General features: G+C 42.0%; 23 protein-coding genes. 5 read left to right on the top strand and 18 right to left on the bottom strand.

Annotated features, from left to right (window positions below; genetic code table 11):
* Positions 1 to 49: 49 nt before the first annotated feature.
* Positions 50 to 859, top strand: a complete 810-nt coding sequence (locus tag MKZ09_RS14730; protein ID WP_076202716.1) for a hypothetical protein — start codon at positions 50 to 52, stop codon at positions 857 to 859.
* Between the two features lie 80 nt (positions 860 to 939).
* On the top strand, positions 940 to 1,317 hold the full coding sequence (locus tag MKZ09_RS14725; protein ID WP_036686410.1) for a PilZ domain-containing protein: 378 nt from the start codon (positions 940 to 942) through the stop codon (positions 1,315 to 1,317).
* Positions 1,318 to 1,451: 134 nt separating this feature from the next.
* On the opposite strand, the gene mnhG is transcribed toward MKZ09_RS14725, so the two are convergent.
* The 7 genes from mnhG to MKZ09_RS14690 all read right to left on the bottom strand — a co-directional run bounded on the left by mnhG (position 1,452) and on the right by MKZ09_RS14690 (position 8,036).
* Positions 1,452 to 1,850, bottom strand: coding sequence for a monovalent cation/H(+) antiporter subunit G (gene mnhG, locus MKZ09_RS14720; protein WP_036686408.1), 399 nt, complete (start codon positions 1,848 to 1,850; stop codon positions 1,452 to 1,454).
* Positions 1,825 to 2,118 (bottom strand): Na(+)/H(+) antiporter subunit F1, encoded by a 294-nt coding sequence (locus MKZ09_RS14715; RefSeq protein WP_076135632.1) that lies wholly within the window; start codon positions 2,116 to 2,118, stop codon positions 1,825 to 1,827. Before MKZ09_RS14715 ends, mnhG begins: the two co-directional genes overlap by 26 nt.
* A complete protein-coding gene (locus tag MKZ09_RS14710) occupies positions 2,118 to 2,591 on the bottom strand; it encodes a Na+/H+ antiporter subunit E (RefSeq protein WP_076126047.1) in 474 nt (157 codons plus the stop codon). Before MKZ09_RS14710 ends, MKZ09_RS14715 begins: the two co-directional genes overlap by 1 nt.
* Before the next feature lie 4 nt (positions 2,592 to 2,595).
* Positions 2,596 to 4,074 (bottom strand): Na+/H+ antiporter subunit D, encoded by a 1,479-nt coding sequence (locus tag MKZ09_RS14705; protein WP_076135630.1) that lies wholly within the window; start codon positions 4,072 to 4,074, stop codon positions 2,596 to 2,598.
* Complete coding sequence (locus tag MKZ09_RS14700; protein ID WP_036686402.1) at positions 4,071 to 4,406, bottom strand: Na(+)/H(+) antiporter subunit C; 336 nt, start codon at positions 4,404 to 4,406, stop codon at positions 4,071 to 4,073. The genes MKZ09_RS14705 and MKZ09_RS14700 overlap by 4 nt, the downstream gene beginning before the upstream one ends.
* On the bottom strand, positions 4,406 to 7,270 hold the full coding sequence (locus MKZ09_RS14695) for a Na+/H+ antiporter subunit A (RefSeq protein ID WP_076135776.1): 2,865 nt from the start codon (positions 7,268 to 7,270) through the stop codon (positions 4,406 to 4,408). Before MKZ09_RS14695 ends, MKZ09_RS14700 begins: the two co-directional genes overlap by 1 nt.
* A 127-nt stretch (positions 7,271 to 7,397) precedes the next feature.
* Positions 7,398 to 8,036 carry a universal stress protein gene (locus MKZ09_RS14690; protein ID WP_232061321.1) on the bottom strand — a complete coding sequence of 213 codons (639 nt, stop codon included), beginning with the start codon at positions 8,034 to 8,036 and terminating at the stop codon, positions 7,398 to 7,400.
* A gap of 345 nt (positions 8,037 to 8,381) precedes the next feature.
* Between MKZ09_RS14690 and MKZ09_RS14685 the strand changes: the two genes are divergently transcribed.
* The gene (locus tag MKZ09_RS14685) at positions 8,382 to 8,714 is read left to right on the top strand and encodes an ArsR/SmtB family transcription factor (RefSeq protein WP_076202713.1); all 333 of its coding nucleotides are present in this window, start codon (positions 8,382 to 8,384) and stop codon (positions 8,712 to 8,714) included.
* A gap of 14 nt (positions 8,715 to 8,728) precedes the next feature.
* On the top strand, positions 8,729 to 9,265 hold the full coding sequence (locus tag MKZ09_RS14680; protein WP_076135626.1) for an SRPBCC domain-containing protein: 537 nt from the start codon (positions 8,729 to 8,731) through the stop codon (positions 9,263 to 9,265).
* Positions 9,266 to 9,328: 63 nt separating this feature from the next.
* Here MKZ09_RS14680 and MKZ09_RS14675 read toward each other — a convergent pair whose 3' ends face one another.
* The 7 genes from MKZ09_RS14675 to MKZ09_RS14645 form a co-directional block, all read right to left on the bottom strand.
* Entirely contained in the window at positions 9,329 to 10,081 is a 753-nt protein-coding gene (locus MKZ09_RS14675) for an alpha/beta hydrolase (protein ID WP_081394207.1), read from the bottom strand.
* Positions 10,082 to 10,092: 11 nt separating this feature from the next.
* Positions 10,093 to 10,893, bottom strand: a complete 801-nt coding sequence (locus MKZ09_RS14670; protein ID WP_076202709.1) for an alpha/beta hydrolase — start codon at positions 10,891 to 10,893, stop codon at positions 10,093 to 10,095.
* 19 nt (positions 10,894 to 10,912) lie between these two features.
* Positions 10,913 to 11,917 (bottom strand): FecCD family ABC transporter permease, encoded by a 1,005-nt coding sequence (locus MKZ09_RS14665; RefSeq protein ID WP_076202888.1) that lies wholly within the window; start codon positions 11,915 to 11,917, stop codon positions 10,913 to 10,915.
* A 25-nt stretch (positions 11,918 to 11,942) separates the two neighbouring features.
* A complete protein-coding gene (locus MKZ09_RS14660; protein WP_370511160.1) occupies positions 11,943 to 12,950 on the bottom strand; it encodes a FecCD family ABC transporter permease in 1,008 nt (335 codons plus the stop codon).
* A 22-nt stretch (positions 12,951 to 12,972) separates the two neighbouring features.
* The gene (locus MKZ09_RS14655) at positions 12,973 to 13,989 is read right to left on the bottom strand and encodes an ABC transporter substrate-binding protein (RefSeq protein WP_076135619.1); all 1,017 of its coding nucleotides are present in this window, start codon (positions 13,987 to 13,989) and stop codon (positions 12,973 to 12,975) included.
* A gap of 220 nt (positions 13,990 to 14,209) precedes the next feature.
* Positions 14,210 to 14,662 (bottom strand): hypothetical protein, encoded by a 453-nt coding sequence (locus MKZ09_RS14650; RefSeq protein ID WP_081394206.1) that lies wholly within the window; start codon positions 14,660 to 14,662, stop codon positions 14,210 to 14,212.
* 27 nt (positions 14,663 to 14,689) lie between these two features.
* On the bottom strand, positions 14,690 to 15,028 hold the full coding sequence (locus MKZ09_RS14645) for a winged helix-turn-helix transcriptional regulator (RefSeq protein ID WP_076135615.1): 339 nt from the start codon (positions 15,026 to 15,028) through the stop codon (positions 14,690 to 14,692).
* A 165-nt stretch (positions 15,029 to 15,193) separates the two neighbouring features.
* On the opposite strand from MKZ09_RS14645, the gene MKZ09_RS14640 reads away from it, so the two are divergent.
* The gene (locus tag MKZ09_RS14640) at positions 15,194 to 15,922 is read left to right on the top strand and encodes an SDR family oxidoreductase (RefSeq protein ID WP_076202699.1); all 729 of its coding nucleotides are present in this window, start codon (positions 15,194 to 15,196) and stop codon (positions 15,920 to 15,922) included.
* 170 nt (positions 15,923 to 16,092) lie between these two features.
* Here the strand turns inward: MKZ09_RS14640 and MKZ09_RS14635 are convergent, their stop codons facing one another.
* The 4 genes from MKZ09_RS14635 to MKZ09_RS14620 all read right to left on the bottom strand — a co-directional run bounded on the left by MKZ09_RS14635 (position 16,093) and on the right by MKZ09_RS14620 (position 21,726).
* The gene (locus tag MKZ09_RS14635; RefSeq protein WP_076202696.1) at positions 16,093 to 17,484 is read right to left on the bottom strand and encodes an alpha/beta hydrolase; all 1,392 of its coding nucleotides are present in this window, start codon (positions 17,482 to 17,484) and stop codon (positions 16,093 to 16,095) included.
* 511 nt (positions 17,485 to 17,995) lie between these two features.
* Positions 17,996 to 18,718: a sensor domain-containing protein gene (locus tag MKZ09_RS14630; RefSeq protein ID WP_076202693.1), complete on the bottom strand. Its 723-nt coding sequence runs from the start codon at positions 18,716 to 18,718 to the stop codon at positions 17,996 to 17,998.
* 155 nt (positions 18,719 to 18,873) lie between these two features.
* Positions 18,874 to 20,013, bottom strand: coding sequence for a toxic anion resistance protein (locus MKZ09_RS14625; protein WP_076135607.1), 1,140 nt, complete (start codon positions 20,011 to 20,013; stop codon positions 18,874 to 18,876).
* 24 nt (positions 20,014 to 20,037) lie between these two features.
* The gene (locus MKZ09_RS14620) at positions 20,038 to 21,726 is read right to left on the bottom strand and encodes a VWA domain-containing protein (RefSeq protein ID WP_076202690.1); all 1,689 of its coding nucleotides are present in this window, start codon (positions 21,724 to 21,726) and stop codon (positions 20,038 to 20,040) included.
* Between the last annotated feature and the right edge of the window lie 4 nt (positions 21,727 to 21,730).

The raw sequence follows: 21,730 nt of genomic DNA, 5'->3' as shown, positions 1-21,730 counted from the left end.
AAGGTTTAGGAAGATTCAGTATCATCCGAAGTAAATGGAGGTTATTCAAGTGAATAACAAAAAATTCCCCACTACTTTAGCTATACTCCTGTTCTCGGGGAGTCTGCTAATCGTCAGTGCTGTCATTCAAAACACCACCCATTTAGCTTTAACCAGAACCAAAACCCCTGGGGTGAAGTTGGAAGCACTAACGCCGGTGCCCACAGAGAATGACGATCTACAACCGCAGATGAGTCCTAAAGAAATACAACCCATTAACAATTTCATAGATATGGCGGGTCATGAGACTTCTGAATCCAAACGGACCACTGTCACACCGCCTGCTGCAGGGAATTTGAGTCAGACTGATGCCCTTATTCTTGCTGCTACAAGCGTTCGAAAATTATACGATGTCGACATTGTCAAGCTACAGATGCGGGTTATTCTGAGTGATACCCAAACCTCGCCGCCGTGGACATGGGTTGTACATTTCAGTCCATATAACGCCAAGACCCTAGAAGGGCAAGGGAAGGAATTCTGGGAATATGATGTACTAATTGATCCCATAAACGGTATGGTAGTGAATACGACCGCGATTAATAATGCTCTGAAAAGAACACCAATTAGCGCTTCTGCTGCCAGCACTATCTATAAAGATGCACGTTGGATCAATGCGGCCATTACTATCCTTACAGATAAACAAAAAGAAAGCCGGAAAATTGCTACAGCAGCACTGATCAACACTGAAACCAATGATAAACGCGGCATGGTCGCTGTTCAGATGATGCTGGAAGATGGCAGCAGCTACACGGCAGAAATGCGTTATCCTGATCAAAGTCTGCGCTGCCTTACCTACGAGCCTGCTAAAGTAGTGAAATAAATCAAAAATAGAATCAGCTCTTCACTAATCCTACTTTTATGTCGATAATTTATATGACATGGAAAAGTATGGAGGAGCATATGAACACTAATCGCAGAACCGAACCTTTTCGATATACCCTTAAAGAACCTGTAACATTTGATCTTCATATTCTTACAATTAACGGAATCCAGGTTCCTTCCAAGCCTGTAAGGGCTGTATTGTTCGACATCAGTCGATCGGGTTGCCATTTATCGTTACCCCTCAATATCAACCCAGAAAATAACCTAGTACGCATTGGCATGGAAATGAATCTTACGGATGAATCTATGTACATAGAAGGAATATTGAAATGGAACAAAGAACAGCAAGGCAGTTTCCACTACGGCATTCAATTGGACATCCCTGAGAATGACGGTGAACGACTCCCAAGGGTACTTCGCATCCTTGCTGGAGAAGGCAAAATATTAGTTCGTTAAGATAACAAAAAAAGAGTAGTTTTAATCTAAAAAAGCAACAACCCCGCGTTTTCATGCAGGGTTGTTGCTTTTTAGCTATTACGATCCAAACTTATTGTTGTAATCCGAAATTACAGACTAACATTTCCTGAATTTTATTCTTGAGGCACATCCCGTTCAGGGGATGCTGCTACAGCTTTTTCTTTCTCCAGTACCTCTCTTAAATCATCCTGAATTCTGCGATTCCATAAGGGAACCCCTGAGCGATAAGCAGCTCTACCTGTCAAATGCGCAGATAAAGGTGAGGTCATAAATACAAAGACAATCCCCAGTAGCAGCTTAGCACTTATATGATCTAGAAAAAATGCAAAATATAGAAAGGCCCCGCTCAGAACACATAAAACACCAAGGGTGGCACTTTTAGCAGCGGCATGCGATCTCAGATAAACATCAGGCAGCCGAATCAGTCCATAAGCACTTACAGCACTAAGCAATGCCCCCATCAGAATTAACAAAGCAAACAGCAATTCACCGACTGTCTTGATCGTTTCCATGTTCTAGCACCACTCCCCTTTCGATGTATCTGGCAAATGCCGTCGTGCCGATAAAGGAAAGAATGCCTATTAACAAAATAATTTCGATAAAAGCCTGCGTTCGGAGTAAAACCGAAAGAACGGCTACCATGGCTAACAGATTAATTCCAATCGTATCCAGTGCCGCTACCCGGTCGGGCAAAGAAGGTCCCTTCAACAACCGCCAAGCACATACACCAATCGCCAGCGCCATAATCGTAAGCGAGAGCATAAGAATAAATTGGATCATTAACGGGTCACCTCCAATATCGCACGCTCAAAGGTGTCACGGATATTCGCTCTGAACTGTGCGGGATCCTCAACATCCATGGCATGAATATACAAAGTCCGGTTATCATCCGATACTTCAAGTACCACAGATCCGGGAGTAAGGCAGAGCAATGTGATCAAAGTAGCCACTTCCCAATCCGATTTCAGCTCTGTAGTATATTTCAAGATTGCTGGACGTATATTAAGCTCCGGTCTCAGAACGGCTTTTACCACTACATAACTTGAAACGACCAGTTCCCGCAGCAGCAACAGGATTAGCTTAATAATTGCCCACACTTTTCCTAGATATAATCTGGGCCAAAAACGTCGCATTCCGAGCAGAATGAGGATACCGATCAAGAAACCAATGACGAAACGTGGCCCAGTCCAGTCATTGTGCAGGAACATCCACAGGAATGCTATCATGAAATTCAATAATAGTTGAAAAGCCATAGTATCACTCCTTCATGACAGCGTTAATGTATAGTGCTGGATCAGCCAGTACAGCTCCGGCTTGGCTGACAAGTCCGTTTACCGTCTCCGCACCCACACCCATCAGAATTACAATCGCGAACAGAACAGCTGCCGGTGCCATCATAGCTTTATAATGAAGCGGTTTGACCTGTTCCTCCCTTTTCTCCCCACCCCAGAACACTTGCTGGAATACCTTGATCAAGGAATATAACACTACGAAGCTTGACGCAAGTGCAATCAGCGCCAGAGCCACGTGATTCTCGCCAAATCCACTCCGCACCATCATCACTTTTCCAGCGAAACCACTAAGGGGTGGAACACCAACCAATGCCAAAGTCAATACAAAAAACATCCAGCCGGTCCACGGATAACGTCGGATTAAACCACCCATTTCTCTTAAGCGGTCAGTGCCTGAAGCTGAGATAATCATCCCACCCAGGAAGAATAATAATGCTTTGGCAACCATGTCATGCATTAAATAAAACACTACACCATTTAACGAATCCTGAGTCGCGACAGAGATCCCAAAAGCAATAAATCCTACACTGATGATGATATTATAATTAAATATTCGGCCCAGATCGTTGTAAGCCAATGCCCCGATTGCCCCAAGTATCATCGTCGCCCCCGCCATCCAAGCAATCAATGTATGGGTAAGTCCCGGTTCTTGAATAAAAATCAAAGTAAAGGTACGAGTAATTGCATACAATCCGACCTTGGTTAGCAAAGCCCCAAACAGGGCTCTAACAGCCAATGGCGGTGCACTATAAGAATCGGGAAGCCAGAAAAAGAGCAGTAAACCTGCCTTAATCGAAAATACAATTAGCAGCAGGACCGCAATGACGTTCATTACTCCGCCTTGTCCCGCCTCTGCTACACGCATAGATAGATGCGCCATATTCAGTGTTCCTGTCGCGGCATATAAATAAGCAATCGTCGCCACAAACAAGGAAGAGGAAATCACATTAATTAATACATACTTTAATGTCTCTCGCAGTTGACCCTTGGACCCACCAAGTACGATCAAAGCGTAAGAGGCAACTAACAGCACCTCAAAACAGACAAACAAGTTAAACAGGTCCCCGGTGAGGAAAGAACCAAACACCCCGGTTAATAAAAAATGGAAAAACGGATAGTAATAAAACCGTTCTCTGTCTTCCCCAATGCTAGCGAAGGAAAAAAACAGACAAGCCGCGCCAACAATGGCCGCAGTCAACACTAGCAATGCCGAAAACATATCGGCAACAAACACAATGCCATAAGGTGGACGCCATCCCCCCATATATAAGGTCTGGATACCGTTTGTATTTACCTGATACACAATGAATCCTGCAACAAAGATATTTAAAAACACACTGACGGCACTTATGATTCGTTGCAGACGTACTCGTTCTTTCAGAAAAATGAGTATAACTGCCGTAATGGCCGGAATCAGCAGAGGCAGCACTAACAAGTTGTTCATCGTCTCTCCTCCTTGGTTCCTTCCACATCATCGGTACCCGTCGAGCGGTAAGTCCGGTATGCCAAAACAATAAAAAATGCTGTTACTCCAAAGCTAATTACAATAGAGGTCAAAATGAGCGCCTGCGGCAAAGGATCGACATAAGCTTCCGCTTCCTCACCCAGCAATGGTGCAGCACCTGTCTTGAGGCCAGACATTGTCAGTAACAACAAATGAACGCCGTGCGTTATTAAAGTGGTTCCCAGAAGGATGCGCAGCAAGCTTTTGGAAAGAACTAGATAAACACCTACGGAAAACAGTACACCGATCGCCAGGGCAATAATAAGCTCCATTAGCTATCCCTCCCGATCGTAAATATGATATTCATAGTGACACCAATAACAGCTAAGAAAACACCAAGATCAAAGAACATTGCTGTGGTCAGTTCTGTTTTTCCCATAAGTGGCAGTTGGAAATAGCCAAACGCTTGGCTCAGAAAAGGTACATCGAATAAAAACGAACCTATTCCTGTAAGAAAAGCTACAGATACCCCAACCGCGATTAACTTACGATAGTCGATAGGCAATACCTTCTCAACCATATCAATCCCAAAAGTAATGGCGAGCAGTACCAATGCGGCTGATGCCATCAAAGCCCCAATAAATCCGCCTCCCGGATTATTATGTCCGGCGAAAAACAGATAAAGCGAAAATATTAGTATCATAACGAAGGCTACTTTAGCTACCGCTTGTAGTAACACATCATCACTTACAGAAGAACGTGGTTTATTATCCTTCTCAGCCCGCTTCAGTGGGGCAATGTTTCCATCCGTATCCAGTTGCAGTTTGATCATGGAATAAATAGCAAGTGAGGCAAGGCCAAGCACTGTAATTTCAAACATGGTATCAAAGCCGCGGAAATCAACGAGCAGAACATTAACAATATTTTTACCGCCACCCAAGGTATAGCTATTCTCCACATAATATTTCGAGATGGATTCGAACGGACTACTGCCTAAAGCAGCAAGTGCAACCAATGTCATCGTTATTCCCATCCCAATGGAAATAATTAGTTTAGGCAAGCGGGACCGAAGTTTGAGCGGTTCTTTCTCCAGCTTAGGCAAATGCCGAAAACATAGCAGGAACAATGTAACGGATACTACTTCGACAATCATCTGCGTAAGCGCCAGATCAGGTGCCCGGAACAGAACAAAGAGTAAAGTAACCATATAACCAACCATTCCTGTTAACAAAATAGCTGTAATTCTGGAACGTATAAATGGGATAGCCAAAGCGCCCACAAGCATAACCATAACAACAATAACTTCAAACAAAGAAAACGGAGCATATTCAGTTGTCCCAAGCGTTATTCCATCGGTATACCACACGGCTCCACCAATGGCTACGATCAGGAAAGCGAAGATATACATCAAGTAATGGCGCATGGAACCTGTCATATAGGTGCCAGTCAACGCCTTAGACGATTTCTCGACCAGCCGGATTACTCCGTCATAGACTTGATTTAAAGTGTAGCCACTGCCCCATTCTTTATCGACCAGACTCCAGCGGCCATAGATTCGGTAAACAATCATACCAAGAATCACAACACCAAGTGTCATCCATATTTCTGGTGTAAAGCCGTGCCAGAAATGAATATTCACAACAAAGGGTTCTCCGGTCTGCAAGATTGGGTGAATAGCATTCATTGCAGGGATAATAAGTGTTTTGGATAATATATTCGGGAAAAAACCGATAAATATAGACAGCACTGCTAGCAGGCACGGGGCAAGCAGAAGTCCAAATGGGGCTTCATGCGGTTTTTTGTCCAGCTTCTCAGGCTGATATTTTCCGAAAAAGGTGTGGAAAACCAAAATCATACTGTATGCAAAAGTAAACACGCTGGCAATCCAGGCCAAAACCGGGAAGAGCGTAAACAACGAGGGAATAGACAATATATCCAGGTTTCGGATATTCAGAACAGCCGTAAAAAACATCTCTTTACTTAAAAACCCGGAAAATGGCGGCAAACCAGCCATCGAGAAACTGCCGATCATCGCTACCGTAAAGGTAACCGGCATAATGGAAATCAGTCCGCCCAGCTTTCGCAGGTCTCGGGTACCCGTCTCATGGTCAACTATACCGACCATCATAAACAAAGAGCCTTTAAAGATGGCATGGTTAATAAGGTGAAAGATAGCCGCTGTTGTTGCAGCAGTATAAAAGACTGAATCTTCCCCTACATAAAATGCCGCTGCCGATCCCATTCCCAGCAATCCCATAATTAGTCCAAGTTGACTAATCGTTGAATAGGCTAATAGAGCCTTCAGGTCCGTCTGCTTCATCGCCTGGATGGAGCCATAAATCAAGGTGATCAAACCGACGCCTGACACAACCCAGAACCACTCATATTGCCCCGCAAAAACAGGGCTGAAACGGGCGACAAGATACAATCCAGCTTTAACCATCGTTGCCGAGTGCAGATAGGCGCTGACGGGTGTCGGTGCCTCCATGGCATCCGGCAGCCAGATATGAAAGGGGAACTGCGCTGATTTGGTGAAGGCGCCTAAGAGAATTAGCAGCATCGCCGGAATAAATAAAGCATGCCCGCTAATATCGCCAACCTCACTCCAAATTTCCCGGATACTAAAGGTGCCTGTCATTACATAAAGCATTAAAAAGCCGGCAAACATCGCTAAACCACCAAATACGGTAATCAACATAGATTTGAGAGCACCATACCGCGATTTTTGCCGCCGATGCCAAAAGGCAATTAACAGAAATGACGAAACACTTGTTAATTCCCAAAAGCCGTATAACACCATCAAGTTATCCGAGAGCACAACGCCAAGCATCGCCCCCATAAATAACATTAGATAGATATAAAAAGGGGTTAACGCTTCTTTTCGCCGGTCCAGATAATAAATTGAGTAAATAATCACAAGACTACCCATCCCAGTGATTAGCAAAGCAAACAACAAACTTAATCCATCCAGATGGAACACCAAATCAATTCCTAGTGAAGGAATCCATGAAATGGTTTCATATCCCAAATCCCCACCCCTAATAACGGGAATCCGGGTTAAGAAATAAACAAACAAAACGAGTGAACCAGGGAAAACAAGCCATCCTCTATGAAGGTTGGGTGCTCTCTTGGACAAAAGTGCGATTACTAAGGCCATTAGAAACGGAACAAGTATGATTACATGCAGCAAAGGCAGTCCTCCTTTTCCACTTGAGCTTATCAAGTTGTGAACTTTAGTACTTACTTTTTTACCAAAAGCCAAAGATCATATGATTGGTAGGGCCTTATATACAAGGCCCCAATGTTGATAAGGGCAAGCCTGATTATAAAGAATCAGTCAATGTGCCATCACAAATATGCAGATATCTAGCCTTTCCATCTTCTTGCTCAATTCTGAATAAACCGTTCTCAAATTCTGTGTGTAGTTCGTGGAAGAACTTTCCCTTAAGCGAATACTCTCCCTGAGGTTCATCACTGAGCTGATACTCAGCCCCGTTTTTGACCAGGTAGGCGATAACGCCTTCCTCATGGGTTTCTTCCAGTCCGGCACGCATCCTCTGCACAGCCACGACATGCAGATCCATCATTTTCATTTTACCAATGAGTTCATTGATGAAATTACGTTTGGTAAGCTCCTGCCACCGAGTTTGAGCAGATTGTCCAATGACGATCTGTGTAACCTCATTCTCTTCAGCAACTTCTACAATAATATCTGTTGTTTTTCGGCCTTCACGTTTCCGAATGATAAACTCTGCGCCAGCTTCATCGGCAAGACGTTTCCAGACCGTCATATACATTTCTTTGCTCTGATTATATTCATCAATATCCGAACTATCGACATTTAATACAAACAATGGCGCCCCTATAATTTCAGATAGTTGGACACCACGCCGGATTAAACGCTCCCCATGCGGACCATAATGAACACAAACCATAATCTTTTCATTGTGTATGACCTTCACCCTCCTGTAACATGGCCAAGAAATACAAAAGGAGCCCACTGGCGTTAGGCCCCTTGCGTAATTCTAAAACCCGATAAGTTATACTTAATTATATCTATTCCTATGTTTTTTGTAAAGTTTGATGGTTATCATGGAACATATTTCTTTTTAATGCTTGTATCATGCCCTTCTCTAGCAGTTGTCATACAAAGCTTATTATATATTCCTTTACAGGAATATTCCCTTCATGGTATATTATCATCACAAACAGGAAATACCAAAAAGGAGACGCTATAGAGCCGCTCAACCACATTACGTCATAATAGAGATACGAATGAATTTAATGAATCGAAGTGATCCTTGTTTATGAATACTAACGTTATGAGTGCCTTAGCTGAGCCACACCGCATGCAGATCGTGGAACTATTACGCGAGAATCCTCTAACCGTTGGGGAGATTGCAAAAAGTCTTCAGCTACGGCAGCCTCAAGCGTCCAAGCATTTGCGCGTCCTTAGTGAAGTGGGCTTAATTGAAGTTCAAGCTGTTGCTAACAAGCGCATTTGCAAGCTCCGTCCTGATCCATTTAAGGAAATAGACGATTGGTTAGACTCCTACCGCCATATATGGGAAGATCGATACGATCGACTGGATGATTATTTGCAAAAGCTACAGAGCAATGAAAACAATAAAAAATCTTGAGGAGGATCTATCCCATGACAAATTCTAACCCGTCTAACCAAGTGGTATCCAAAGTTGTTGATGGCAACACATTAGTATTAGAGCGCGTATTCCAAGCTCCACGTGAGCTAGTATTCAAGGCTTTTTCTGAGGCTGAGCATTTGAAGCACTGGTGGGGTCCAAAAGGTTGGACGCTTCCCGTATGTAATATCGATTTCCGTCCAGGGGGTACTTGGCATTATTGCATGAAGTGCGTGGATAAGAATCAAGGTGATTTCTACGGTATGGAATCTTGGGGCAAGGCGTTGTATAAGGAAATCACAGTCCCAGAACAAGTCATTTATACAGATGGGTTCTCAGATGCAGAGGGGAATATTTCAAAAGATTTGCCTGAGACGCTTGTCCAACTAGATTTTATCGACCTGGAGGGTCAGACGAAGCTGGTGAATATCGGTAAATACTCTTCTCCGGATGCCTTGCAACAAGTTATAGATATGGGGATGTTAGAGGGGATTTCCCAAACCTTCGACAATTTGGATGCCCATCTTGAGAATTTACAGAAGAATAACTAGAGCAGCTATCACACGATAAATAGGACGATGCAAGGATACTCTCTCCTGATCGTCCTTTTATGTTTATTTTGCAGGAAATAAGAACCTGATACTTTTCGGAAAATATTGCAGGAAAAACGTGTCATTATGCGTGCCCAGCGGATCCGTCTCAAACTTCACACGCTGATCCGCTCCATCAATCTTCTCTTTTAAAATATCATAAGCACGTTTGCTGTTAGGTACCATGTCCTTCTGGGCATTTGTCTTGTGGATCCCTTCCTGCTCACCAACATACATATAAATTCTGCATTCCCTATCTAGTCTTGAAGTCTCCATGAAATGAATGAAATCTTTAAACCATACAGACGCAGATATGAATATAAAATTCCCAACAATAGCTTCAGTCTTGTACATCGCGTACAGACTTATTAATCCACCTAGTGAAACACCACCCAAAGCTAATTTCTCCGGCTCGTTGGAGATGCGATAGGAGCTTTTGATATAGGGTACAAGATCCTGATAGACATAATTCAAATAATTATCGCCCTTGCCCCCAAAGGACCAATCCTTAAAAAGAGCAGGCATTTCCCAAGGGGTATATTCATCATTCCGCAGCTGAGAATCAATCCCTATAAAAATAACAGGCTCTGTTACTCCCTCTTCCACATCTTTCGCTATAGCTGTAATCGCCTCTTTGAACAAAAAATCTCCATCCTGTAAGAAAACCGCTGGGAATATCCGCTCCGGAATTAGATGATATTCTTTCGGTAAATATACGGTAATCTGACGATCCATATGTTCAAAAAGCACAAGCTCGCCTGCCCTCATTTGCGTCATATCCCCACTCCTTAACAGTTCAGTACTCGAAACGCTCTACTCATAATCGTTGGTACTACAGAAGCGTGATTTTCATTGGGTGCGACATAGTGCTCAACCTCTAAATTAGGCAAAGCATACTCGTTCAATTTTGAAAATAAACCTGCTGCGTCATCGACCATAAACGACTCTTCACTCCCTACGGTAATCAATAACTTTTGTTTATCGGTCATCTTCACTTGACCATTGTTATAGAACCGCTCCGCATACGTCAGGATTTCATGATCATTCCACCAAATGGATGGACTAGAGGCCAAATAATACTGGAATAGCTTCGCACGAGTGAATAGCGTCCAGAGGATAAATAAACCGCTGAGGGAGTGACCAAACAAGGCTTGTTTATGCTGATCCACATTATATTTCTTGTTAATTGCTGGCATTAACTCTAATTCTAAAAAAGCCAAAAACTTCTCAGCCCCACCATGTGGTCCAATGTCAGCATTTTTCAATCGATCCGGATATACATACTGCTTCGCAGGAGGTGTGAAATCATAAAATCTTCTTTTAGAGACCTCTTCATCTGAACCATAATGTCCAATACCAATCACAATTGCTGGTGCAATAAAAGTTTTTGGGGCATTTCTTGACTGCAATTTCACAACATCCCGACCCAATTGAAAATATGAATTACCATCGAGCATGTAATACACGGGAAAGCCCTTTTCTGGTGCTGCTTCTCTGGGAAGAGAAACCTTTATATCGTACATGTAACCCATATACTGAGATTCTAGTTTCCATGATTCTGTGTGTTCGAGCTCTACTTGTGTTGACATTTTATCTGTACACTCTCCCTTACACTCTTGACTTTGCTAATAAATATAAGAAATAAGGAATACCAATAATCGAAACGACTATACCCACGGGTAACTCTGCCGGCTGAAATATTGTTTTGGCAAAATAATCCGAGATCACCAGCAAAAACATCCCAATCACTGCACTGGATAACATAATATAGCGGTGATTAATCCCTACTAATCTTCTGGCGATATGAGGCGCCATCAAGCCTATAAAACTTATAGAACCGGATACAGATACACAAACACTTACAATCCCCACACTGCATAACAGAAAGATCAGCTTTTCTTTTTCTACGGAGATCCCTAAACTCTTTGTACTGGAATCCTCCAATTGAAAATAATTGAGTAAATAGCTTTTACGATACATTACAAATCCTAAAATAAGCACCCAAGGTGCGATCATAATGATATAAGTCCAGTTCGCGCTGTAAATACTTCCGACACTCCAAACCGCAGCCATCTCATAATCACTTGCATTCATTTTCAGAGAAATATACAACGACAACGCACCAAAACCACTGCTAATCGCGATCCCTGTCAAAATCAAGCGTTGCATATCGAGTGCACCATTCCGCCATGAGAAAATAAAGATAATCACAACTGCGGCAAGCCCACCTACAAAACCAAACAGCGGCATGGCTAGTATCGAGAACCAGCTTTCTTTGAAAAAAGTAACTCCCGACATCTGAAAGAAAAACATAAACGCAACGATGGCAGCTCCTGCGCCTGCATTAATCCCAAGGATACCTGGATCCGCCAGCCCGTTACGGGTAATCCCTTGAATGACTGTTCCCGCCATCCCCAGACCTATTCCTACTAATGAGGCAATAATGATCCGTGGTAACCGAAACTGAAAAATAACCAGGTCAAATTTAGTATTAGGATCTATTCGCAGCAGTGTTTTAATCACATCCATTACAGACATATCAAACACGCCATTCGTAAGATGAAAATACCCCGCCACAAGGGTTAACAGGATAAAAACTATAAGCGTCAGCATATAGCGGCTAAACTGTACTTTACTTCTATCCACGCTGCTCTCCCCCTTTAACCCGAATTAAATAAAGGAAGAACGGGATGCCAATAAAGGCTGTTACAACACCAATCGGCGTCTCAAACGGAAAGTTAACATAACGGCTTAAGACATCGCAAAACGCTAAAAAAACAGCTCCAATCACTGCTGAGCAAGGAATGATAAAGCGATAGTCTATACCTACGATAAAACGTGTAATATGAGGAATGATTAGACCCACAAAGGCTATCTTGCCGACTAAAGCTACTGCTGTCCCGGTCAGACATATAACAGATATAATACTGACAATTTTCACCCATTTTGTTCGTTGACCCAAACTAATCGCCGTTTCATCCCCCAGGGAAGCAACCATTACTGACTTAGAAATACTAACCGCCAAGAGCAGTCCAACGATAATAAAAGGAACTGATAATATTAGCATATCTGGATTAACGGTATGTATTTTCGAGCTATACCAAACGCTAACATTTTGTGAGACTTGAAAAAACATCGCTACTGCTGAGGCGATACTACTTAAAAAGGTACCAATTACAGTTCCAATAATGGCTAACCTGACTGGAGATAAGCCGTTTTTAACCAATGAACCAAATCCGAAAACCAAACCCGCTCCGATGGCTGAACCCACCATGGATAAAATAATCATCTGAACATTCGATAATCCCGGATAAAACACCATAGCCAACGTAATAACAAATGCCGATCCGTCATTTACTCCCATAATCGAGGGTGATGCAAGATAGTTACGTGTAACCCCCTGCATTAACGCCCCTGAAACAGCCAGAGCCGCTCCAACTAATAAAGCGGCGATTACACGCGGAAATCTAGATGTCATAATAATGTTGTGGTCCACATTATTAGCATCGAAGTGTGTAATCGCCTGCCATATTGTCGATATTCCAATATCTTTAACACCATATAAGACGGATACAACAATTGCTAATACGATGAATAATGGAGAAGTTGATAGGATCAAAATAACTTTCCAATTTTTTGTATTCATCTTATTCATCGCACCTTCGGTTTTACTTCAACAAGTTTTCAATTGCTGCATCCAGGAATCTTACTTTAGACCAAGCCGTTCCACCTTGTGCCAACGGATCAATTGCATTTACAAACACATGATTATTTTTGACAGCAGTAACGCTTTTGAAGATCGGATTCTTGAGCAAATCATCAAGTGCTGTTGCATTATCAGTATTCTCGCTAGTCTCAAACTGCAAGAAAATATAGTCCGGATTAATATCTGCCAAAGCTTCTAATGAAAGCTCTGCTTGTGCCTCTGTAGAGGAGATCACCTCAGGAATGGCAGCACCCAGATCTTCATAAATAACCGGATTCAAATAAACGCCAGCAGGATACACACACATACTGCCTTGACGAATACGAATGACTAGAATGGATTGATCTTTCAGCTTTTCTCCAATTTCAGCCTTTGCACCCGCAGCTTTGGATTCATAATCACTAATAATTTTTTCTGCATCTGTGGTCTTACCGGATAATTGGCCTAATAAGAGCAAATTATCTTTCCAGTTTGTTGAAATATGTGAATAAGGAATCATCGTTTGAATTTTATTAAGTGCGCCAGCCACATCTTCCCCAAACTTGGAAGACCCTAAGATAACATCTGGATCCAGTTGCAGAATCGCTTCATTACTTGGAGCAAATTTATCCCCCACTAACGATGCACCCGCTAGCTCTGTTGACAGATAACCTGGAATGGCATCTGCTATTGCAAGTACACCTACAGGTTTCACTCCCAGTATGGCAGCATCTTCCATAGATTCGAGACTTGCTGCTACAATATTATTAATCTCTGCAGGCACGACATAATCCTTGCCCAAATATGTAACGGTTTGTTCAGTGGCAACGGCCTCCTGAGCCGCATTTCCTTTGTTATTTGCAGTTCCTTCTGCTGCTACTGCAGCATTATTTGTGCTTTTTTCTGAAGCTGTCTTATCCTTTTCATTGTTACCGCAAGCTGCCAAACTCAAAGCTAAAACTGCTGATACCCCTGCTAATAAATATTTTTTCTGATTCATATTCAATCTCCCCATCTATATTTTATTTATCATTCTTCAAATTAAAGTAATGATAATGAGAATCGTTATCATATTAAATCATATGAGAATAATTATCAATACTTTTCTTTGATTATATGAAACCTTGTAATTTAACAGTTGCGTTGAATTATTAGTGAACACGCAGAAGAACCCGCACCAAATGCGGGTTCTTCTACACTATAAATATGAGTCCGTTTTTTTAATCAGCGTTATAAAACTCAGATAAGTCACGGAACAACAATCCGCACCCCTCTAGTCTATTAAGTTCCTCATCCACATCAGTGATCAAATTGCTTTCTCTCTCATGGGCTGTATTGATTAGCCACGGTTGTCCCTGCTTTAGAAAACAAAGATCATCAGGCAGTCTGGTCTGTACCCACGAGTACAAGCTGGTGGAACAGGATAAAAGAATATTGACCGCTTCAGGTGAACAATGAAAAAAATAAACATCTGCATAATGCCCCATAAGCCGAGTCCCCGGCCAATAGTCATCTTTTATGACCTTTTTGAGAAAAGGTTGCAGCTGTTCAAGCAGTTTAAATCCTTCTGGCTCCAACTCCATCTGATCACGTTTTACTAGAATAAATTCATCACATACTTCCATAGCTACCTGTACCAGCGTCTTGTAGGTCTGACCCGTTGGTTCCTGCAAAATAGTATGAATAATAATGTACCCCCTCTACTTCTTTGTATTATTCAAATATTCTTTATGCATCCTACCCCAGCCACACATGCTATCCAACACTGTAATTAGCGATTTGCCATGTTCTGAAATACTATATTCCACCCTCAAAGGAAGCTCATGATAACTCACCCGGTCGATAAGCTGATCCTCTTCAAGCTCCCGTAATTGTTTAGCTAACGTACCTTGGGAGACATCAGGGATGATCCGTCTAAGTTCACCAAATCGTTTTGTACCATCTATCAATAAAATAAATAAAATGAGCGGCTTCCACTTTCCACCGATCTTTTCAAGTGTTGTAAGAACCCCAGTCAATCTCGGCTCCAGCAAATCCATGTGATCCCCTCTTTCGATAGTTATATAACTATATGTTCGAACCAGCTAGTACGAAAAATCGTACCTAGTACGAAAAAAGTGCGTACTGTGCAGGTTATATTTTATAGCTAATAATAAAAAACAGATCTTAATAAGTCCAATTAACTATGAACGGAGAAGATAAATATGTCCACTATTTCATTAAAAAACCAGCGCATCGTCATTATCGGAGGAAGCTCCGGAATAGGGCTAGCGACTGCCAAACAAGCGGTTGAACAAGGCGCAGCTGTCATAATCGCTGGGCGTTCACAAGATAAATTAGAGAAAGCTCAAATGCTTCTAGGATTCGATTCTGTTGAAATTCATTCACTAGATAATCAAAATGAACAGAACTTGAAAGCTTTCTTTGAAAAAATCGGCGCATTTGACCATCTGTTCACTCCGGGAGCCTCCTATGTTAGAGGACCCATTACTTCTAGCTTGGAGATTGCACACAGTTGCTTTAATGCAAAGTTCTGGCCGCAATATAATGCTGTAAAGCATGCCATCCCTTTTATCAACCCTACAGGCTCCATTGTTCTTATGTCCGGCGCATTCAGCCAACGTCCACTTGCAGACGGTGCCTCCTATGCAGCTTGTAACGGCGCGATTGAAAGTCTGGGAAAAGCATTAGCAGTAGAATTGGCACCGATTCGGGTAAATGTCATCTCCCCCGGAACCATTCATACCAACTTTAATTGGGAAGGTGCAGAACAGGAAACTAGAGACAAGGCTTACGACGAATATACGAATATCAATCTCCTTGGCAGGGTTGGCCATGCCGACGAAGCAGCACATACAACGATTTATTTGATGACCAATAACTATACAACAGGAAGTACTTTATTTCCGGACGGGGGATATATTTTGCGATAAAAAACGCTGAGTCAATAGGTAGGAAACGCTACTTATTGACTCAGCTTCTTTTAGTTTAAAGTATCAGGGATTAATTCCTGGTTATCAGCCAGGGGATCATTTTCCCTTAGTTACGATCATAGTAATTCCAAGTAAGGCGAATAACCTCATTTGATTATGAACTCCAATGACTACTTCGTATTAAAGATTATACTTATGGAATCCTCCTGAATCTCCTTAATTGTATATATACCAATTTTTTCAGCAGCACTCACTAGCGCTGAGATATACTCAGGAGTTGAATTTAATTTCCGAGCAGAGGGCTTCAGGTTAATGGAGAACTTCTCCCCATGCTCGTCAACATCAAGATATTTCACATAAACTTTAAATACCTTTACATAATGCTCATAGTTAACCAAATGTTCTTCAGTAACACCTTGAAATGAAACATTTACTTTCAAGGATTCCGGCTTCAGGAAGCTCACGTTACCTGCATTGTCTACCTGACCTACTTCAGGATTCAACACTTGATATTCAACTCCGTCAAGGATTGTAAAATCCATCCCATTATCCATAGTAACTAGTAAATTAAGACGCACATCGATAGCTTCTGGTCCGATTAATGTCAGATAGTCGCTTACTTCATGCTTGGTCGTTTGTTCAGCCTCTTTCCCGGCGAACATAATCAATGGACTATGTACACGTCTATTCCATGACTTCTCTTCATGTGTACCCAAAGGGTCCATCTGAAAGAATAGGTCCTTCCCTAATACAAATCCCTTCGACTTTAGTACAGTCACAAGCGGATCAATTGGCATTCCTTCGGTTACGCCCATGTCGAGCCAAATCTTTAAGGCAGGCTTCCCGGACTCTTTCGCCAACTCCTCCAACATGCGCCCATTGCCTACCCAAGTAGCAGGGGATAAAGCTCCTATCGACGAAAAAGTCTCAGGATGTTGATATCCCATCCATAATGCCTGAACAGCACCGAATGACGATCCCATAATCATCCGGTGATCCCGATCGGGAATGGTCCGGTAAGCACCATCCACATAGGGAATAACTGTATTGATAAAATATTGGGTAAATTCGGCTGCACTCGCTCCATCCGAAGGAATAGACTGATCCGGAAATGGAACATACTCCATTCCCCGTTCTGATCCATCACTTGAAGCGACTCCTATCACGATAACCTTCTCCATGGTTCCATCAGCAACAAGCTGATCAATGATCTCCTCAACTCTCCATTCTTTGCCTAAAGAGCTGGTATTTGTGTTAAAAACATTCTGCCCATCGTGCATATACACAACAGGATAACGCTCGCTGTCAGCTTCATACCCTGCAGGTAAATAAACAAATATTCTCCGCTCACCTATATTTTCTATGTGCACAGTACCCTTTGCTACCACCTTATTGGTTGGGTTCTCCGATGCTTTAGAAGTATTGCTTATCGTTGGATTGGGGGTTGGTGATGTAGCAACTTTTTCATTTACATTTTCGTAACTGGAACATCCCGAAAGCGCTAACAAAACTAATACTGCAAACCCCAAAAAGCTCCATCTAAATAATCCATTTGAATGCATAGAACCCCTCCTGATTTTTGTTCAAACGTTTTCACAACTCTTATTATACAGGATTTATATGGAATTATGAACATTTTTTCACAAGTTAGGGCAATGTGTAAAAGCGCTCAAGTTTAATTGTATTTCATACAACTATAATCCATCAGAGCGCTCGATCACTGGATATAAGTGTATTTTGTGCAGTTATTTTCTGAAATCACGCCCTTATAAGTGGATTCTCTAGTTTTTAGTTGTATCAAGTGCAGTTAAAGTCAAGATTATTCTTTTAGCACTCGAAATAACTGCACAAAGTACAGCTATTTCGCAGATTCCTTCAACATCACACCAACATCCGACACCAAAAAAATCAAAGAAGCAATCAGTCAGCTTCCACTAGCTCATCATTTGCAAAAACAAACCTTCCCGCAGACCAAAAACACCAGACAAGGATTCTCCACGAACTGCAGGATCGTTGTCTGGTGTTTTATTCAGATTCAAAAAGGGTTGTTTTGAGACAATCTCTTCTTTCCAATTAGTACTGTTGTCTTTCCTCGTAGGATACGAACAGCATTCTACGTTGCACATCCATAAGCATACGAATTACCCAACTTGCTAATAAGGCAACAACAAATCCAGCTACTACATAGGAGATATATTGTTGGGATAATGTCCAGTCGATCTGGAACAAAGCAAACACACTATTCTCTAAAATGTTCAAATCCATGGTTTGCAAGAAAATCTGGTGCAGCACAGGTAGTGTAATCAGGCCCAGTGCAGCCGCTACTACAGTTACTGTTATTGAAAAGAATATAATGCTGGATACGAATCGACCCATAATCAGCATGACGTTACGGGCAAACTTCGCTCCATGAAAACCTAACTTCATTCGTTGCAGAAAGCCCGCTCCCTCCAGCTGCATATCCGATCTGGCCTCTTCAATAGGTCTAGGAATATCTAACAATGATCTGACCAGCTCTTGCTCAAATTGTACGATGTAATCCAATCCCTTAGCTACTGCAAAAAACAAAGGAATTCCGATAAATATTGGGGTTAACGCAATGGATAACGTCAGCCCTGTCACCATAAACACGAAATATACAATCGTAAGCGGCAAAGAGATTAAGAAGTATAATATACTCCGATATGTCTTTGGACTTGCTCCACGTTTGCGCGTTTTAGATTGGGGTTGTGATTCTGCTGGAATATGCATGGAATCAAGAGCTCCCATCGGCATAGTGTATAACTTATCATTCATTTCTATTGTCCTTCCTCTCACGTTTTTCAATTAATCTCATTATACGTGGGAATAAGAAGGCTCAAAACAGTCTTGGGGCTGGAGTCATACCAGACTAAAGGCTAGGATTTGCAGCTTCAAGGCGCATAATTAACCAGATTTATGATTTTTCTAGGCTACAGCTCCAACTTATTTCCCTTTTCCAGCCGTACAATCTGCTGTTCGCCATTATCTGCCAGCTCTCTGAACTGATTAATGGTTTCACGCATTTTGGGGAGAGCTTCCTGCTTATAAGTACTGATGGAATCGAGAGCAGATAGCACATCTGTAAAAGCTTGCTTTAATGTATCCACTGAAATACTTGATTCTAACGACTGTTTATGGATTTCCGCCCCTTGGTTTTTCAACATTTTTGAGGTACCGCTGATCAGGCTATCGGTGGTTTGATTTAAAAGTTCGATCTTTTTCAAAACAATTCGTTGATTATACAGCGCACTAGCTACCGTAACCGATATTTTCAAGGCAGACACGGTAACATTTCTAGCTCTGTCCACCCCTCTGATCAGCTCTTTATTATTTCGAATAACCACTTCTATGGCCATAATTCCTTGTTGATTCACTACAAGCATCTGTTGCAAATCCATGACACGCTGCCGCAGCGGAAAAAGCACTTCTTCTGTAATGAACCGAACTTTCTCCTCATCCTCATCACGCAGCTTAGCCGCTTCCAGTTGCGTCTCTATTTCCTGATCCATCAGCATGCCGAGCTGAATTTCTTTTTGTAGCTTTTTTGTGAGTTCCCGAAGGGACTGTTGCTCGAATTCCAGCGTAGTATTGTCGTTCTTCAAAACAGTCTTACCCTTGTCTAAAGAAATTATAATATCTGAAATGACAGCATCCGCCTTTTGATATTTAGCAAAATAACTACGTAATGGATTAAAGAACTTCCCAAGAAAACCCGTCTTGGCAAAATCTACTGCACTGGGATCCAAATCCTTCAGCTGGAGATTAAGCTCCGTCAAACCTTTCGCTACTTGGCCGCCTTCATCCCCTGTCTTTGATAAATTCCCCACTGAAACCTGCAACAGAGAATTTTTGTCCGAAGAGGATCTCATCGTTTCCATACCGAAGCTATCAATGGATTGCAACACCGCTTTCCGCTTATCCAGTGACTCTAAATTCAGATCCAGAATGGCTGAGACATTGTTTACTGCCAGTGCTTTCAGTTGTGATACTTCCTCAGGCTCAGGTTTAACCTGCTCCTCAATTACTGATTTCAGCTTTTCCTGACTTACGACTTCCATAGTAAACGACATAGAACCCCTCCTATAAAAAATAGCTTACATTTGAACATTGAGCAGGTTGCCGATTTTATAGACTACATCATCTGTATCTGCATTGATGTTGGCCGCTTCATTTATACTCGAAATACTCTCAAGTGCCTTGATATTCGCATTGTAGCCAATCGTATAAATCGGGATTTTGTAGGTCTCAATAAGACCTCTGATGTCATTCAAGGAATGCCCTTCATTGGTCTCCCCATCACTTAATACAAAGATCAACGGCTTCAAATCCGGATTTAGCTGTAATTCCGTTTGAAGTATATGGATGGCTACCGCAATCCCGTCAAAAGTAGCCGTCCCCCCATTTGCTTGTAGACTGTCAATCGCACCAACAAACATGGACTGCTGGTTCGTGTCATATTTTCCAATTGGAAGATTGATTGTAACGTTATCAGAGTAAGAGACAAAACCAATGCTGTTATCCTTGCCCAAGTACTTCTGGCCTGTTAATAAAGATTGCTTTAAGCGGTTCAAGGGTTCCCCGTTCATACTTCCTGAGACATCTGCCACAAATACTGCGGCGATAGGTTTATTGCCATTTTTCTTTTCTTTCCACAGCTTTTGAGCTGAGGATATAAGACTGCCATCCACTGTACTAAGCTCTGATTGGTACTCATTAAGACCATTGAAACCTTTTTTCTCACCCAGCTCCTGGTATTTTTCCTGTTCAACAAACTCAGTAAACTTCTTAATAATATCGAGTTTTTCCTGAGGAAGATCACCCAAAGCATAAAGCGGGCTGTCATGTCTTACACCAAAAGGAGTGAATACATACCCCCCTTTCAAATCTGTTGCATTCACAAAGATCTGGTATTCTAAGACAAAAGCATCAAGCTTACCGGTTTTTGCAGCCTCTCGCATCTGTAAAGTGGTTGAGGCGATAAAGGGAACATTTGCTTGGAATTTCTCAAAGCCCTGCACCGCTTGCTCACCAAGTAAGTCTGAACCGCCAAATGTCCCAAGCGCTGTTACCAGAAAGTTTAAACCCGTAGAACTGGCAAAAGGGTCAGTATAGCCCATTGATAATTCATTATTTGCTATGGCGTCAGTAACCGTCTTAACGTTTAAAGAACCGTATTTCTCTATTAATTCATCATATTTCGCCTTACTGGTAACAATACCAGCTACATTACCTACAAGGCGTTTAGTGATTAGCTGAGTGTTCATCCCGTTTGCTTTTACCATTTCGCCCCACAACTCATTTGAAGGGGTAAAGGCATCTGGCACATACTTCCCAGATCTTATGTAATCTGTCGCTGTACCTGAAGCAATATTACGGATTTTCACAGATACGTGACTCCCGTTCACCTCAATATTAGAGTTGTTAAAATCTGTAGCAACTTCATTTAACCAACCATCATTACCCGTTCCTGATTTCTCTGTAGAAGAGAATATCTCTACAAAGCTATCTGTTGTATTGTCTACCGATACAGGAAACTTTGAGATATCTGGTAATGAATCCCCAATCGCAACAGGATCCAGGTCAATCTGGCCTTTGATTTGCTCAGCAGTTGTCACGTTTATGTTCTTATATAGCTTCTCAAGCTGCTTCCCCGCATCTTCGGAAGAAATCTGGGTTTTGGTTTTTCCTATATTAGAGGTTAAGGTGATTCCAAAATACACGAGAGCAAAAACTACCACCGTAATGGTCCCTAAAACTGCTACTGTTTTTCCTTTATTAGCCATACAC

It is taken from the genome of Paenibacillus sp. FSL R5-0908 (assembly GCF_038006245.1).
Lineage (GTDB): Bacteria > Bacillota > Bacilli > Paenibacillales > Paenibacillaceae > Paenibacillus_AQ > Paenibacillus_AQ odorifer.
Note: the sequence above shows the minus strand (reverse complement) of the source record. Positions and strands in the feature narration are given on the sequence as shown.

Excerpts from the sequence above, each read along its gene's own strand:
- MKZ09_RS14655 (WP_076135619.1), bottom strand. The coding sequence starts at position 13,989 with ATGAATCAGAAAAAATATTTATTAGCAGGGGTATCAGCAGTTTTAGCT.
- MKZ09_RS14665 (WP_076202888.1), bottom strand. The coding sequence starts at position 11,917 with ATGCTGACGCTTATAGTTTTTATCCTGTTAACCCTTGTGGCGGGGTAT.
- MKZ09_RS14645 (WP_076135615.1), bottom strand. The coding sequence starts at position 15,028 with ATGGATTTGCTGGAGCCGAGATTGACTGGGGTTCTTACAACACTTGAA.
- MKZ09_RS14725 (WP_036686410.1), top strand. The coding sequence starts at position 940 with ATGAACACTAATCGCAGAACCGAACCTTTTCGATATACCCTTAAAGAA.
- MKZ09_RS14705 (WP_076135630.1), bottom strand. The coding sequence starts at position 4,074 with ATGAACAACTTGTTAGTGCTGCCTCTGCTGATTCCGGCCATTACGGCA.
- MKZ09_RS14625 (WP_076135607.1), bottom strand. The coding sequence starts at position 20,013 with ATGTCGTTTACTATGGAAGTCGTAAGTCAGGAAAAGCTGAAATCAGTA.
- MKZ09_RS14635 (WP_076202696.1), bottom strand. The coding sequence starts at position 17,484 with ATGCATTCAAATGGATTATTTAGATGGAGCTTTTTGGGGTTTGCAGTA.
- MKZ09_RS14630 (WP_076202693.1), bottom strand. The coding sequence starts at position 18,718 with ATGAATGATAAGTTATACACTATGCCGATGGGAGCTCTTGATTCCATG.
- MKZ09_RS14680 (WP_076135626.1), top strand. The coding sequence starts at position 8,729 with ATGACAAATTCTAACCCGTCTAACCAAGTGGTATCCAAAGTTGTTGAT.
- MKZ09_RS14700 (WP_036686402.1), bottom strand. The coding sequence starts at position 4,406 with ATGGAGCTTATTATTGCCCTGGCGATCGGTGTACTGTTTTCCGTAGGT.
- MKZ09_RS14675 (WP_081394207.1), bottom strand. The coding sequence starts at position 10,081 with ATGACGCAAATGAGGGCAGGCGAGCTTGTGCTTTTTGAACATATGGAT.
- MKZ09_RS14620 (WP_076202690.1), bottom strand. The coding sequence starts at position 21,726 with ATGGCTAATAAAGGAAAAACAGTAGCAGTTTTAGGGACCATTACGGTG.
- MKZ09_RS14660 (WP_370511160.1), bottom strand. The coding sequence starts at position 12,950 with ATGAATACAAAAAATTGGAAAGTTATTTTGATCCTATCAACTTCTCCA.
- mnhG (WP_036686408.1), bottom strand. The coding sequence starts at position 1,850 with ATGGAAACGATCAAGACAGTCGGTGAATTGCTGTTTGCTTTGTTAATT.
- MKZ09_RS14715 (WP_076135632.1), bottom strand. The coding sequence starts at position 2,118 with ATGATCCAATTTATTCTTATGCTCTCGCTTACGATTATGGCGCTGGCG.
- MKZ09_RS14640 (WP_076202699.1), top strand. The coding sequence starts at position 15,194 with ATGTCCACTATTTCATTAAAAAACCAGCGCATCGTCATTATCGGAGGA.
- MKZ09_RS14685 (WP_076202713.1), top strand. The coding sequence starts at position 8,382 with ATGAATACTAACGTTATGAGTGCCTTAGCTGAGCCACACCGCATGCAG.
- MKZ09_RS14670 (WP_076202709.1), bottom strand. The coding sequence starts at position 10,893 with ATGTCAACACAAGTAGAGCTCGAACACACAGAATCATGGAAACTAGAA.
- MKZ09_RS14710 (WP_076126047.1), bottom strand. The coding sequence starts at position 2,591 with ATGGCTTTTCAACTATTATTGAATTTCATGATAGCATTCCTGTGGATG.